This window comes from Agreia sp. Leaf244 (genome assembly GCF_001422695.1).
In the GTDB taxonomy this organism is placed as follows: domain Bacteria; phylum Actinomycetota; class Actinomycetes; order Actinomycetales; family Microbacteriaceae; genus Agreia.
This window is the reverse complement of the sequence record NZ_LMLX01000004.1, coordinates 85,649-98,740: the sequence shown is the minus strand read 5'-3', so window position 1 is coordinate 98,740 and position 13,092 is coordinate 85,649. Positions and strand designations below refer to the sequence as shown.

13 protein-coding genes, 1 tRNA gene and 1 pseudogene are annotated in these 13,092 nt (G+C 66.3%); 3 read left to right on the top strand and 12 right to left on the bottom strand.

Going from position 1 to position 13,092, the window contains the following annotated elements:
- Window positions 1-47 precede the first annotated feature (47 nt).
- Window positions 48-1,919 carry an alpha-amylase family protein gene (locus tag ASF06_RS12510; RefSeq protein ID WP_235500998.1) on the top strand — a complete coding sequence of 624 codons (1,872 nt, stop codon included), beginning with the start codon at window positions 48-50 and terminating at the stop codon, window positions 1,917-1,919.
- A gap of 4 nt (window positions 1,920-1,923) precedes the next feature.
- On the opposite strand, the gene ASF06_RS12505 is transcribed toward ASF06_RS12510, so the two are convergent.
- From ASF06_RS12505 to ASF06_RS12485, 5 genes are read right to left on the bottom strand one after another with little or no spacing between them, the layout of a single operon-like run.
- The gene (locus tag ASF06_RS12505; RefSeq protein WP_055947536.1) at window positions 1,924-2,985 is read right to left on the bottom strand and encodes a glycoside hydrolase family 130 protein; all 1,062 of its coding nucleotides are present in this window, start codon (window positions 2,983-2,985) and stop codon (window positions 1,924-1,926) included.
- Window positions 2,986-2,987: 2 nt separating this feature from the next.
- Window positions 2,988-3,821 carry a carbohydrate ABC transporter permease gene (locus tag ASF06_RS12500; RefSeq protein ID WP_055947533.1) on the bottom strand — a complete coding sequence of 278 codons (834 nt, stop codon included), beginning with the start codon at window positions 3,819-3,821 and terminating at the stop codon, window positions 2,988-2,990.
- A complete protein-coding gene (locus ASF06_RS12495; protein ID WP_055947529.1) occupies window positions 3,821-4,741 on the bottom strand; it encodes a carbohydrate ABC transporter permease in 921 nt (306 codons plus the stop codon). Before ASF06_RS12495 ends, ASF06_RS12500 begins: the two co-directional genes overlap by 1 nt.
- 11 nt (window positions 4,742-4,752) lie before the next feature.
- A complete protein-coding gene (locus ASF06_RS12490) occupies window positions 4,753-6,033 on the bottom strand; it encodes an extracellular solute-binding protein (RefSeq protein ID WP_055947526.1) in 1,281 nt (426 codons plus the stop codon).
- A complete protein-coding gene (locus ASF06_RS12485) occupies window positions 6,030-7,082 on the bottom strand; it encodes a LacI family DNA-binding transcriptional regulator (RefSeq protein ID WP_055947522.1) in 1,053 nt (350 codons plus the stop codon). Before ASF06_RS12485 ends, ASF06_RS12490 begins: the two co-directional genes overlap by 4 nt.
- Window positions 7,083-7,187: 105 nt before the next feature.
- Between ASF06_RS12485 and ASF06_RS12480 the strand changes: the two genes are divergently transcribed.
- Both ASF06_RS12480 and ASF06_RS20210 read left to right on the top strand, forming a co-directional pair.
- Window positions 7,188-7,261, top strand: a tRNA-Leu gene (locus tag ASF06_RS12480).
- Between the two features lie 189 nt (window positions 7,262-7,450).
- A pseudogene (locus tag ASF06_RS20210) lies at window positions 7,451-7,780 on the top strand (DUF7882 family protein).
- 21 nt (window positions 7,781-7,801) lie between these two features.
- Here ASF06_RS20210 and ASF06_RS12470 read toward each other — a convergent pair.
- The 7 genes from ASF06_RS12470 to ASF06_RS12440 form a co-directional block, all read right to left on the bottom strand.
- The gene (locus ASF06_RS12470) at window positions 7,802-8,137 is read right to left on the bottom strand and encodes a hypothetical protein (RefSeq protein ID WP_055947519.1); all 336 of its coding nucleotides are present in this window, start codon (window positions 8,135-8,137) and stop codon (window positions 7,802-7,804) included.
- 87 nt (window positions 8,138-8,224) lie between these two features.
- On the bottom strand, window positions 8,225-8,572 hold the full coding sequence (locus ASF06_RS12465) for a hypothetical protein (RefSeq protein WP_055948452.1): 348 nt from the start codon (window positions 8,570-8,572) through the stop codon (window positions 8,225-8,227).
- A 38-nt stretch (window positions 8,573-8,610) separates the two neighbouring features.
- Complete coding sequence (locus ASF06_RS12460; protein WP_235500997.1) at window positions 8,611-9,630, bottom strand: carbohydrate kinase family protein; 1,020 nt, start codon at window positions 9,628-9,630, stop codon at window positions 8,611-8,613.
- A gap of 73 nt (window positions 9,631-9,703) precedes the next feature.
- The gene (locus ASF06_RS12455; protein ID WP_200920370.1) at window positions 9,704-10,018 is read right to left on the bottom strand and encodes a putative quinol monooxygenase; all 315 of its coding nucleotides are present in this window, start codon (window positions 10,016-10,018) and stop codon (window positions 9,704-9,706) included.
- Window positions 10,015-10,809, bottom strand: coding sequence for an ATP-binding cassette domain-containing protein (locus ASF06_RS12450; protein ID WP_055947516.1), 795 nt, complete (start codon window positions 10,807-10,809; stop codon window positions 10,015-10,017). The genes ASF06_RS12455 and ASF06_RS12450 overlap by 4 nt, the downstream gene beginning before the upstream one ends.
- Window positions 10,806-11,852, bottom strand: coding sequence for an ABC transporter permease (locus ASF06_RS12445; protein WP_157439200.1), 1,047 nt, complete (start codon window positions 11,850-11,852; stop codon window positions 10,806-10,808). Before ASF06_RS12445 ends, ASF06_RS12450 begins: the two co-directional genes overlap by 4 nt.
- Before the next feature lie 69 nt (window positions 11,853-11,921).
- The gene (locus ASF06_RS12440) at window positions 11,922-13,022 is read right to left on the bottom strand and encodes a substrate-binding domain-containing protein (RefSeq protein WP_055947509.1); all 1,101 of its coding nucleotides are present in this window, start codon (window positions 13,020-13,022) and stop codon (window positions 11,922-11,924) included.
- Window positions 13,023-13,092 lie beyond the last annotated feature (70 nt).

Genomic DNA, 13,092 nt, shown 5'->3' with positions numbered 1-13,092 from the left:
ATCGGTAGAGTGCTGGCAGTGTGCGTGAGGGAGAAACGATGACGACAATGACCGAGCATCGTGACGGCGCGCGCCGCCCCGACACATCGGATGCCGACTGGCAGGGATTCTCGGAGCGTTTCGATGCGGAGTTCCCGCGGCTCGAGTCGCTCTTCACCCGCATCTACGGCGACGATCCGAGCGTGACCGGCCATCTCGCATCCCTCGTCCGCGAACTCGCCGAATCGTGGCAGTCCCGCCCGGCCGATCTGCGGACGCTCGACGCGAAGCGAGCGGCCGACCCCGGGTGGTTCCAGTCGAACCGCATGCTGGGCGGCGTCTGCTACGTCGACCTCTACGCAGGCGACCTGTCGGGCATCCGCGATCGCATCCCGTACTTCGTCGAACTGGGCCTCACCTACCTGCACCTGATGCCGCTGTTCCTCGCGCCGAGCGAGAACTCCGACGGGGGCTACGCTGTGTCGAGCTATCGGCAGGTGAACCCGTCGCTCGGAACGATGCAGCAGCTCACCGAGCTCGCGGCCGAGCTGCGCGGCCACGGCATCTCGCTGGTGATCGACTTCATCTTCAACCACACCTCGAATGAGCACGAGTGGGCGCAGAAGGCGCTCGCCCGCGACCCGGAGTTCGAGGACTTCTACTGGATCTTCCCCGACCGCGAGATGCCGGATGCGTATGAGCAGACGGTGCGCGAGATCTTCCCCGACGACCATCCCGGCTCGTTCGTGCAGCTTCCCGACGGGCGATGGATCTGGGCAACGTTCCACTCGTTCCAGTGGGACCTGAACTATTCGAATCCCGCGGTCTTCCGGGCAATGGCGGGCGAGCTGCTCTTCCTGGCGAACGCCGGTGTCGACGTGGTGCGCATGGACGCGGTGGCCTTCATCTGGAAGCGCCTCGGCACCCCCAGCGAGAACCTGCCCGAGGCGCATCTGCTGCTGCAGGCGTTCAACGCCGTGTGCCGCATCGCCGCGCCCTCGCTGCTGTTCAAATCGGAGGCCATCGTGCACCCCGACGAGGTCGTTCAGTACATCTCTCTCGAGGAGTGCCAGCTCAGCTACAACCCCCTGCAGATGGCGCTCATCTGGAACTCGCTGGCGACGCGCGAGGTGGCGCTGCTGTCGCAGGCCCTCGAGCGCCGCCACGCCATCGCACCGGGAACGGCCTGGGTCAACTACGTGCGCAGCCACGACGACATTGGCTGGACCTTCGCCGACGAGGACGCCCGCGAGCTGGGCATCGACGGCTTCGACCATCGACGCTTCCTCAACGCGTTCTATGTCAACCGTTTCGATGGCAGCTTCTCGCGCGGTGCGCCGTTCCAGGAGAACCCGAAGACCGGGGATGCGCGCGTGTCGGGCACCACGGCATCCCTCGCCGGGCTCGAGGCGGGCGATGACGAGGCGATCTATCGCATCGTGCTGGCGCACTCGATCATTCTGAGCACCGGCGGCATTCCGCTGCTGTATCTCGGCGACGAGGTGGGTCAGCTGAACGACTACGGCCAGCTCGAGGTGCCCGGCCAGCAGGGCGACAGCCGCTGGGTGGGGCGGCCGCGTTACCCGGCCGATCGCTACGCGTCGCGGCTCGATGCGACGACGGATGCCGGGGGCATCTACCTGAGGCTGCGTCACCTGATCGCCGTGCGGCAGGCGACCCCGGAGTTCGCCGGGGGAGACCTCGTGGCCTTCGGCACGAACAATCCGCACGTGCTGGGCTACCAGCGCACAGGCACGTTCTACGGCGTTCCGTCGACGGTCGTGGTGCTGGCGAACTTCGCCGAGACGTCGCAGACCGTGACGCGGGAGACGCTGGCCGGGCTGCCCCCGACGGCCGACGACCTGGTGACGGCCAGCACGGTCGATCTGTGGACCGATCTCGTGCTGGAGCCGCACCAGTTCGTGTGGCTCAGGCTGTAGCCGCTCAGCGCCTGTCGAGCCGCGCCACCCCGATCTTCGAATCGGCCATGCCGTAGAACACGAAGCGCACCCCGTCGATCGTCTCGATCGCCGTGGGGAACACGACGTTCGGCACGATGCCGCTGCGCTCGTCCTCCGTCTCGGCGAAGAGCAACGGCTCCGGGCTGCGGGCGATCACCTTCGTGGGGTCGTCGCCGTCGAGGATCATGCCGCCCGCGGCGTAGTTGACCTTCTGCTGCTGGGCGAATGCGCTGTTGATCACGCCCGTCACGCCGTGGTGCAGGACGAGCCAGCCCTCCTCGACGCGGAGCGGAGGAGGTCCTCCGCCGATCTTGACGGCCTCGAAGGGGAACTCGGGGCCGGCCAGGAACCGGTGCTGCCCCCAGCGAACGAGGGTGCGCGGGTCTGCCAGCACCTCGGCCAAGGGGATGAAGCTGATCCAGATGCTCTGCCGGTCGTCGGGCACCCCCTCCGGCACACGGATTCCCTCTCCTGGCTTGGTCTCGCCGAGATCCCACATCGGGCGATGCAGCACGGCGAGGCTCTCCGTTCCATCGGGGGCGGTCACCGGCTCGGGGAAGAAGACCGTGTCCTTGTTGTGGAAGAGGTTGAGGTCCATGTCGAGGGAGTCGTCGTAGTCGAAGAGCGCGGGCCCCAGGCGGGTCCATTCGCGGAGATCCGACGAGGTCGCGATGGCGGTGCGGGGCCCGAGCGGCCCGTAGGCGACGTACGTCATCACGTGCAGGCCGAGAACGGGGATGAAGGTCACCCGGGGGTCTTCGACGCCGGCGTTGTGGGCGCCGCGCTCCCAGCCGCGATCGGGCTCGAGCACGACGCCCTCGCGTTCGACGCCCACGGGAACGCCGTCCTCGATCACCACGCGGGCGAGGCCCACGCGGCTCACATTGCCGGTGGCCACGAGACGGGGGAGCAGATGCAGCGCTCCATCGGGAGTGTGCCCGCTGCCGGGATTGAGGACTCCCTCGGCCTCGAGATCGTTGCCCTCCTCGGGCGTCATGATGACGCCGACCCGGATGAGCTCGTAGGGGAATGGGGTGGTGTGCATGGTTATCCTCTCACTCCCGAGCCGATGTCGGTCGAGATGAAGTAGCGCTGGAACACGATGAACAGAATGACGACGGGCCCCGCGAGCACGGCGGCACCCGCGAGGGTGGCGCCGAACGGATTGGCGGCAGTGGCGGCGACGTTCGAGATGTAGTTGGCGAGCGAGACGGCGAGTGGCTGGAGACCGGCCTCCTTCGTGATCAGGAACGGCCAGAGGAACTCGTTCCACGGGCCGATGAAGGTGAGCAGCACGACCGTGATGAGGGCCGGCCGAACGAGGGGGAGGGCGATTCGGCGCAGCACGGCGAACTCGCCGGCCCCGTCGATGCGCGCCGCTTCGAAGAGCTCTTTCGGCAGCTGCAGAAAGTACTGCCGGAAGATGATCACCGCCGTCGAGTTGATGGCGAACGGCAGGATCATGCCCAGATAGTTGTCGCTCAGCCCGTAGTCGCGGGCGATCAGTACGTAGAGGGGCACCATCAGCAGCTGGAACGGAACCACCTGCACGAGCAGTGCCAGGGCGAACGTCACGCCGCGACCACGCCACTGCAGCACCGCGAGTGCGTAGCCGACGAGCACGCCGAAGACGAGGGTGCCGAGCAGAACTCCTCCGGTGAAGATGCCCGAGTTGAGCAGCCCCTGGAACAGGTTGATGCGGTCGTTGATGGCGGTGTAGTTCTCGCCCGTGATGTTCGACGGATTCGGGAACGCGCCCGCGATCGTCGGGTCGGGAGCGGTCTGCAGCGACCCGATGATCATGTAATAGAACGGGAACAGGAATGCGACCGCGCCGATGAAGAGCACGACGCCCCGGAGGATCTTCTGGAATCTCGACATCAGTCTCGTCCTCCCGCGAAGCGGTTCTGCAACAGGGCGACCACGAGCACCAGCACGACGAGCACGACGCCGATGGCGGCGGCCACGTCGGGCTGGCCCTGCTGGAGGCCCTTCTGGTACATGATGAGCACCGGCGAGGCCGATGCACCGTCGGGGCCTCCGCCGCCCGTCAGCAGGTACGGCTCGGTGAAGAGGTTCGCGCCTGTGACGGTGGAGACGAGAAGCACGAGCACGGTGGCGGGCCTGACGCCCGGCACGGTCACCGAGAAGAAGCTCCGGATGGGCCCGGCCCCGTCTGTGGACGCCGACTCGTAGAGCTCCTTCGGAATGCCCTGGAGGGCCGCGAGGTAGAGCAGGATGTAGAAGCCGAGCTGCTTCCAGGTGACGAAGAACGCGATGGTGGGCATCGCCCACGTCGAGTTGATGAGCCACGACGGGTCGGGAGCGAGCGGGCCGAGCACCGCGTTCACGAGTCCGTCGCCGTTGAACAGGAACAGCCAGATCGCCACGACCGCGACGCTCGCGGTGACGTAGGGCACGTAGTAGGCGACCCGCAGGAATGTGCGGAAGTGCACGATGCGGTTCAGGCCCGAGGCGAGCAGCAGCGACAGCACGACGGTGAGCGGAACGTTGATGAGCAGGAAGATGCCCACGTTGCCGAACGAGCGGATGACCGCCGGATCCTGAAACGCCGTCAGGTAGTTGGTCAGGCCCACGAAGGGCCTGTCGGCCTCGAAGCCGGGGGCCGTGAAGAAGAAGTCGTGGAACGAGATCCAGACGGAGTAGATGAGCGGATACGCGAACACCGCGATCACGAAGATCAGGTACGGGGCGCTGAACAGCAGTCCGAGCGGGTTGCGGCCGAGGATGCGTCGCGTGCGGCCGACAGGGCGGGGCGGGTTCTCGATGAGTGTGGTCATGGTCGTCTCCCTCACGGCTGCTTGGCGATGTCGTCGATCTTGGCCGCCGCATCCGCCAGCGCCTGCTTCACGTCCTTGCCGCCGAAGATCACGGATTGCGACCATTCGTCTCGGAACGCCTGGAGCATCTGCACCGTGTTGGGTCCGGCGGGCACGTCGACGGTGCGGGCCGCCTGGTCGCCGAACTCGGCGTAGGCGGGGTTGGCCGCGAAGTAGTCGGGGAAGGTGTCGAGCAGATTCGCGCGCAACGGCATCTGGCCCGTGGTCTCGAGCAGCTTCTTGTCTTGATCGAGGCTCGTCGAGAACTTCGCCACGTCCCACGCCGTTCCCTGGTTCACGCACGCGGTGTAGAAGCCGATGTTCTTCGCGTCGCTGAACGTGTAGGTCTCGTCGGCGGGAATTCCGTCCTGGGTGGGGACCGGCACGGAACCCCAGTTCACCCCGTCGTAGACCGAGACCGCCCACGGGCCGACGATGGCCATGGCCGCCTTGCCGTCTCCGAACGCGTCACCCGTGTACTTCTCCTGGCCGGCGAGACCGTCGGCGTACAGGGTCGACCAGAACTCGCCGACGCCGTCGCCAGCCTCGTCGTCGAAGGTGGCCTTGTCGTCCTCCACGACCAGCTTGCCGCCGGTCTGCGCGGCGTACAGCGGGTAGAAGTCGAACTGCATCTGGAAGAACTCGCTCGTCGGTGCGGGCCAGATCGCGTAGTCGGCGCCGCCCTTCTCGACGACGGTCTTCGACGCGGCGAGGAAGTCGGCATAGGTCGACAGCTGGGGGTCGTCGGGATCGAGCCCGGCCTTTTCGAAGATGTCCTTGTTGTAGAAGATGACGACGGGGTTCGACTTCCACGGGAGCTGGAAGTAGTCGCCGTCGGCGTTCTGGTACTGCGTCGACAGGTCGCCGGACCGGTCTTCGATGTACTCCGCGCCATCCGGCAGCGACGAGATGTCGACGAGCCCGCCCGCCTTCTCGAACTGGCCGACCGCGCTCGGTGCGGTGTTGTAGATCAGGCAGGGAGCGTTTCCGGCCGTGATGGCGGCGCCGATGACCTCTTCGCTCGACCGGCCGGCGGGGATCTCCTGGCCCGTGACCTTCTCGTCGGGGTGCTCGGCGTTCCAGGCTTCGACCATCTGCTTGCCCCAGGCGACCTCCTGCTCGTTGTTCGAGTACCAGATCGTGATGGGTCCGTGGTCGTCGGGCGATCCGCCCGAGCCGCCGCGCGAGCACGCCGTGAGCGCCAGCGCCCCGACGATCAGCGCGGCCGCGGCCACAGCTCGTCTCTTCTTCATCGTTGTCTCCTGTCTGTGTTCGTCTCCGTCGGCGCCGTCGCCGTGGAAGCCCGAACCACCAGTTCTGCGGGGGCGAGTTCGATGTCGCCCACCTCGTCGCCGCCGACCAGCCGCAGCAGGGCGTCGGCGGCCGTGAATCCCCAGCCCCGGGCATCCGTCGCCACCGTCGTGAGCGCCGGCTCGATGTATCGACCGATCGCCGAGTCGTCGAAGCCGACGATCGACACGTCGCGCGGAACGTCGAGGCCGGCGCGCCGGGCCACGCCGATGCCGGCGATCGCCATCGCGTCGTTCGCGTAGACGATCGCTGTGGGCCTCTCGGCACGGTCGAGCAGCTCGGCGGTGGCGCGCGCCCCATCGGCGGCGGTGAAGTCGGTCTCGACGACGACCGGCGCCGCAACGTTCGACGACGCGACGGCCTGCAGGAACGACGCCTTGCGCCGCACGGCGTGCAACAGACGGTCCGGGCCGGCGACATGGGCGATGCGCGTGTGGCCCAGACTCACGAGGTGCCGAACGGCGTCGTGGATGGCCGGGGCATCATCGAGGGTGACGGCGGGAATGGCGCTCGCGTCGACGTCGGTGCGGCCGAGCGAGATGGCGCGCAGGCCGATCTCTCGCAGCAGGGAGACGCGGGAATCGGCGGCCCTGAGGTCGGTGAGGATCACGCCGTCGACGCGGCGCTCGGCCGCCAGCCTGCGGTAGGTGGCCTCTTCGAGGCGTTCGTCGCCCACGACGCTCAGAACCAGCGACTGGCCGCGAGGGGCCAGTACTCGTTCGACACCCGAGATGAAGGAGGGGAAGAAGGAGTCGTCAGCGATGATCTCGGGATCGCGCGCGATCACGAGCCCCACGGCGAACGACACGTCGGAGCTGAGCGAGCGCGCCCGCACGCTGGGAAACCAGCCGAGCTCATCGGCCGCGGCGAGGATGCGTGAGCGGCTCTCGGGCGAGACCCCGGGGCGGTCGTTGAGCGCGAACGACACGAGGCCCTTGCTGACCCCGGCGGCGCGGGCGACGTCGGCGATCGTCGGGCGGGATGCCTGCATCGCGATCTCCTCATCGAGTCGGACGGTCTAAACCGGTTTAGAGACAAGCTAGACCTGTTCTGCGCCCCGGTCAAGGGAGGGTTCGGTAGTCTCGAGGGTGCGCGGGCCCCCATAGCCCAATCGGCAGAGGCAGACGACTTAAAATCGTTTCAGTCAGGGTTCGAGTCCCTGTGGGGGTACTTATACGAACCCCTGCATGCTCCTATTGGTGAGGGCCGGTAGGCGTCTCTTGCGTTGCATAAATCGACCAGGGGTGCAGTTATGAGCGCGCTCGAGCGTCTCCAAATTCTCACGCGCACGCACGTATTGACTGGCGCTACGTTGGTTGCAGAAAGCGGCGCCCCAGACCCCGGTGCCGAGGAGAGATCATGGGAAAATTACTCTACGGCGACTCGGAAATCGACATCGAGTTCGATGACCGAGCACTGACTCACATCCAGATTGTCGTCGGTGCCAAGCTCAGGTGAGGAGAGAGCTTCTTCTTCTCCTGAAAGGACGACATCGAAGTAGGCGACGGCCGCTCGAGTATCTGGCTCGACCGCGGAATACCTCTGTACTTCAAGTATTCAGGTGGCAAGGTGCCCACGATCAACCGAGAGTGGATCGAGATACTGAGTAGCAGCGCGAACAGCGGACAAGGCCTGGTGTTCACCACCGAGCCGGGAGTTGCTACTCCGGCACCGAAAGGGCACGTCTAGGCGGTTGAGGCGATCTCTTTCCTACACGTCGTCGAAGTCCGGGGTGGGGGCCGCATCGATGTCCTCGGACGGTTGCGGACGGGCAGGGAGCAGGCGGGCCGTCTTCTCTTTCATCGAGTCGACGGCTTCTGCGTCTTCGAGATCGACGCCCCGATCCAATGCCGGCGCTGCGAAGATCTGGCTGCTCGGACCGATCAGAATGCGCGTCGTTCCCCGCAGGCCCTCATCCGACAACGACGGCACGGTCACAAGGTCGGACTTTCCCACATCGGCGAGAGCACGCGCATACTCCATGACGGCGTCACCGACCGTGTCGCCCAGCAAGACATATCCGCTGGCGTAGTAGAGCTTCTGCATACTTTCAGGATGCAAGATCGGTGACGGTGAGACAACGGCTTTTCGGTTCGCCGCCGAAGTGATATCCGCGCCCGATCGGACTCCCTGCTATGCGTCGTCTATGAGGGCGAGTAATTTCTTCGTGGCTTTGGCGATGTCGTCGTGATCGTTTTGGGCCGCGCGACTCTCGAGCGAGATGATGCCGCCGCGGCGAACATTTCTGAAGTCCCCATAGGGAAAGCTGTAGCGACCTTTCGTTTCTTCCGATTTCTCGGTGTCGACGCCCAGATGCCACTTGGCGTATTCGCCCCAGCCATGCTTCTCGATGAAAGAGTTCTCATCTTCGGGTGACGGCGCGGCTTCGCTCCAATCGTCCCGCGTGTCTCGGATGACCTTCCCGGAACTGATCAGATCTCGGGCGTGCCCTACCGCGGTGGTGTTCAGCTTGATTGCCATCGTGCGCTCCTTCTCGTCTCCGTATTGCCACTGGTTCGTCACAATAACTCGGGTGAGCGAGTTGCCTCTCGAGGGTTGATCTTCTCGTCAGGATGTCTGCCCGGGAATCCGATCTCCGCACGCGTCGGGGGATTGGCTCCAGGGCGGGAGACGGTGATCGCGGCGCAGCGCACCGCGTAGCCGCCGATGTCGGTGAGCAGGGCCGTGTCGAAGGCGCTTCCCGTGCGCAGCGCCTCGGCCGACACGCCCTCGTCGCGGAGTCCGGCGATGGAGTCGATGAGGGCACTCATGAAGGAATCGCCCGCGCCGATGGTGTCTGCGACCTCGACGGTGACGCCAGGCACGGTGACGCGCAGCGAGCGCGTCGCCAGAAGTGCGCCGGCGCTGCCCAGGGTCACCGTCACGAGTCCGACGCCGAAGCGCAGGATGCGCTCGACCGCGGCCTCGAGGCCGAGCTCGGGGTACAGCCACTCGGCGTCTTCGTCGCTGAGCTTCACGACGGCAGCGAGGGCCGCGATCTGCTCGAATCGAGCGAGGGCCGCCCTCTGGTCCGTCACGATACTGGGCCGCATGTTCGGGTCGAAGCAGACGAGAGGCCGGCACACGGAGCCGACGAGCTGCCTCAGCAGAGACACGACAGCGCTTCCGCCCGGCTCGAGGAACGCTCCGATCGAGCCGACGTGCACGATGTCCGACCCGGCCAGGATCGGGTCGTCGACGCTGAGGCCGATGGGCAGCGACCAGCGGAGATCGAACACGTACTCGGCCGAGCCGTCGGCGCCGAGGTATGCCGTCGCCGTCGACGTGGGCTCATCGCGAACCGAACCGACAGCGAGCGTCACGCCGGCCTCGCTCAGATGCTCGGCGATCGAGGCGCCGCGGGCATCGTCGCCGATACGCGTGACGAGAGCCACGGGCCTGTTCAATCGGGCCAGGCCCAGCGCAATGTTCATCGGCGATCCGCCCGGATGCTCCGCGCAGGGTGCGCCGTCGGACCCAGCAATCACGTCGACGAGGGATTCACCGATTGCGGTGACGGCGGTGAGCGGGAGCGACACGGAGGGCCTTTCGGGGCAAGGAGACGGCTCTGCCCGCCCGGAAGCAGCAGGCAGAGCCATCGCAAGGAATCGGTCAGCTCGACAGCGGCTGCAGCCAGGTCAGCTGCGAACCGTCCTCGACGATCAGGGGAGCGAGCTTGTCATTGAACACGCGGCCGTAGGGCGCCGTGATGTGCGCGGTGAACGCGTCGTCGTCGCGATACACCTCGTACACGAAGAACCGCGAGGGCTCCGTGCTCACCTGATAGGGCGCGAACTCGATGCATCCGGGTTCGCGTCTCACGTCGTCTGCCAGCCCGGCCAGGAGGCCGGCGATCGTCTCCTCGCATCCGGGCAGCGCCGTGAACTCGGCGTACAGCACCTTGGGCGCTGGTGCGTCGCCGCTCACGCGGTCGCCGCACCTGTCATGATCGCGACGGCGTCGGTCATGGAGTGCGATTGCGGCGTGATGGTCGCCGCCCGCTTGCCGAGTCGCTGAATATGGATGCGATCGGCCACGTCGAACACGTGCGGCATGTTGTGACTGATCAGGATGACGGGCACACCGCGGTCGCGCAGGTTGCGGATGAGCTCGAGGACCTGGTTCGACTCGCGCACTCCGAGGGCGGCCGTCGGCTCGTCCAGCACAACGACCTTCGATCCGAACGCCGCAGATCGGGCCACGGCGACGGCCTGCCGCTGACCGCCCGAGAGGTTCTCGACGGGAACGGTCACGTCTTGGAGCGTCGAGATGCCGAGCTTCGTCAGCTCCTCTTTCGCCTCGCGACGCATCCCGGCGGTGTCGAGCATGCGGAAGACCGAGCCCAGGACGCCCTTCTTGCGCTTCTCCCGACCGAGGTAGAGATTGGATGCCACATCGAGGGCGGGGGAGACGGCCAGATTCTGGTAGACGGTCTCGATGCCGGCCACGCGAGCGTCCTGCGGGCGTTTGAACGAGACCTTCTTGCCGTCGAGGAAGATCTCACCCTCATCGGGGATCTCGGCGCCGGTGAGGCACTTGATGAGCGTCGATTTGCCGGCTCCGTTGTCGCCGATGATGGCGAGCACCTCGCCCGGGTAGAGTTCGAGGCTCACACCGTCGAGGCCCACGACGCGGCCGAAGGTCTTGACGAGCCGGCGAGCCTGAAGAACGGGTGTTCGCGTCTCGGCCTCGGGGACGACACTGTCTGTGATGGTCACTTGCGTACCTTTCGAATCCACTGGTCGATGCCGACCGCGACGATGATGAGGATGCCCACGGCGAGCGTCTGGTAGAGCACGTCGAGTCCCGCGAGCGAGAGTCCGTTGCGGAAGACACCCACGATGAGGGCTCCGAGCAGGGTGCCCCAGATGGTGCCGCGACCGCCGAACAGGCTCGTCCCGCCGATCACGACGGCCGTGATGGAGTCGAGGTTCAGGTCGGCGCCGGCGTTCGGGCTGGCCGCGTTGCTGCGGCCGATCTGGATCCAGGCACCGACGGCCAGGATGGCGCCGGCCGCGATGTACACGCTGACGAGCACGCGGTTGACGCTGATTCCGGCGAGGCGCGCGGCCTCCTTGTCATCGCCGACGGCGTAGACGTGGCGACCCCAGGCCGTCTTGCCCAGAATGAAGGCGACGACGATGTAGAGGGCGAGCATGATGATCACGCCGAAGCTGACCCGCACACCGAACAGGTCGAAGGTCTGACCCGTCGACGGCAGCAGCGCCGGCATGTCGGAGCCGCGAACGGTGGATCCCGCCGAGTAGAGCAGGGTCAGGGCGACGAAGATGTTCAGGGTGCCCAGCGTCACGATGAACGGGGGCAGTCTGAGCTTGGTCACCAGCAGGCCGTTGAACAGTCCGGCGGCGACGGCGACCAGGATGCCGATCAGCAACGCCAGGAAGGCGGGGACCCCGTTCTGCGTCGCGGTCTGCGCCATCACCATCGAGGCCAGCACCATGACCGCGCCGACCGAGAGGTCGATTCCCGCGGTGAGGATGATCAGCGTCTGCGCCACGGCGAGGGTTCCGACGACGGCGACCTGCTGGGTGATCAGGGAGAGATTGGCGGGGGCGAGGAACCTGTCATTGAGGATGCCGAAGACGATGATGGCGATGACGAGGACCACGGCCGGACTGACCGCCGGGTAGCGGTGGAGAACGCCTCGCACACGATCGATGGGTGTGCGGCGGTCGAGGAACTCGGAAGCGAGAGCGAGTGAAGACGTCGGTGGGTTGGTCACCGGGTTGGGAGAAGTCACGAGGGCCTTTCTGGGGGAGGGGAGGCAAGGGAATGCCGGGGGTGGAGAGCTCCACCCCCGGCTGTCGGGCTACTCGCCCCAGCAGATGTCGGTCGCGTCGGCGGCCGTGATGCTCTCGAGCCCATCGACGGGCGTGTCGGTGACCAGAGCCGAGCCGGTGTCGAAGAAGTCGAGTCCTGCGCTCGTCGAGGGCTTCGTGCCGTCGGTGGCGAGCTTGGCGATGGCCTCGACACCGAGTTCGGCCATCTTCACGGGGTACTGCTGAGCCGTCGCTCCGATGACGCCGTCAGCCACGTTCTTGACGCCGGAGCATCCGCCGTCGATCGAGACGAGCAGCACGTCCTTCTCCTTGCCGGCGGCCTGGAGCGCCTGATACGCGCCGTAGGCGGCCGGCTCGTTGATCGTGTAGACCACGTTGATGTCGGAGTTCTTCGACAGCAGCGTCTCCATGGCCGTACGGCCGCCGTCTTCGGCCCCGTCGGTGGCTTCGTTGCCGACGAGCTCGTAGTCGCCTCCGCTGTACGAGCCGGTCTTGGCCTCGTCGCCGTTCTTCTGGTCGTCGACGGTGTCGATGCCCATTCCGGTCAGGAAGCCCTGGTCTCTGTTGTAGTCGACCGAGACGACCTTGTCGTTGAACAGGTCGAGCATGGCGATGGTGGCCTTCTCGCCGCCGAGCTGAGCCGCGGTCCACTTGCCGATCGACTCTCCTGCCTTGAAGTTGTCGGTGGCGAAGGTGATGTCGACGGCGTCGGCCGGGTCGGGCGGCGTGTCGAGCGCAATGACGTAGAGGCCTGCGTCACGCGCCTTCTGGATGGCGTCGACGACCGAGGGGCCGTTGGGGGTGATGAGAATGCCCTTGTCTCCCTTGGAGATGGCGTTCTCGATGGCCTGGATCTGGGTGTCCTCGTCGCCGTCCTCCTTGCCCGCAGCCAGCGTCAGCTTGACGCCGGCCTTGTCTGCAGCGGCCTTGGCGCCGTCTTCCATGGCGACGAAGAAGGGGTTGGTCGTGGTCTTCACGATGAGGGTGACGCCGACGTCACCGCCGCCGTCGGCCGAGTCGGTGCTGGTGGATGCGCCACCGCTCGAGCAGGCGGCGAGACCCACGGAGGCGACGAGCGCGATGGTGCCGAAGCCGGCGAGCCGGGCGATGGGCGATGTGCGTGTGTTCATGGAGTCCTCATTGGCTCAGGGGGCGATCTGCCCGACAACGATGTCAGGTATAGGTATAGGGCTCCTCGAT